Raw genomic sequence first — 297 nt, 5'->3', positions numbered from 1 at the left:
TATTACTAGATTAAAACTTAAATCTTTAGAAGATTTTAGAAGAGATGAATTAGGTTTTGTATTTCAAGACTTTAATTTATTAGATACTTTAACAGCATATGAGAATATAGCATTAGCATTAACTATTCAAAATAAAAGAAAAAGATCAATAGATTCATTAATAAAAAATGTAGCAAAAGAATTAGGAATAGAAGAGATATTAAATAAATATCCATACCAAATATCTGGAGGACAAAAACAAAGAGTTGCGTGTGCAAGAGCAATAGTTAAAAATCCTTCATTAATATTAGCCGATGA

General features: G+C 24.9%; 1 protein-coding gene. It reads left to right on the top strand.

The genetic code is table 11. The annotated features are described in order from the left end of the window. The coding region (locus NG918_RS16525) for an ATP-binding cassette domain-containing protein (protein ID WP_252227138.1) at positions 1-297 on the top strand (297 nt) is incomplete at both ends.

Origin of the sequence: Clostridium sp. ZBS2 (assembly GCF_023845855.1) — a bacterium.
GTDB classification, from domain to species: Bacteria; Bacillota; Clostridia; order Clostridiales; family Clostridiaceae; genus Clostridium; species Clostridium aquiflavi.
The sequence above is the reverse complement of the archived record's forward strand: the minus strand, read 5'-3'. Positions and strand labels throughout refer to the sequence as shown.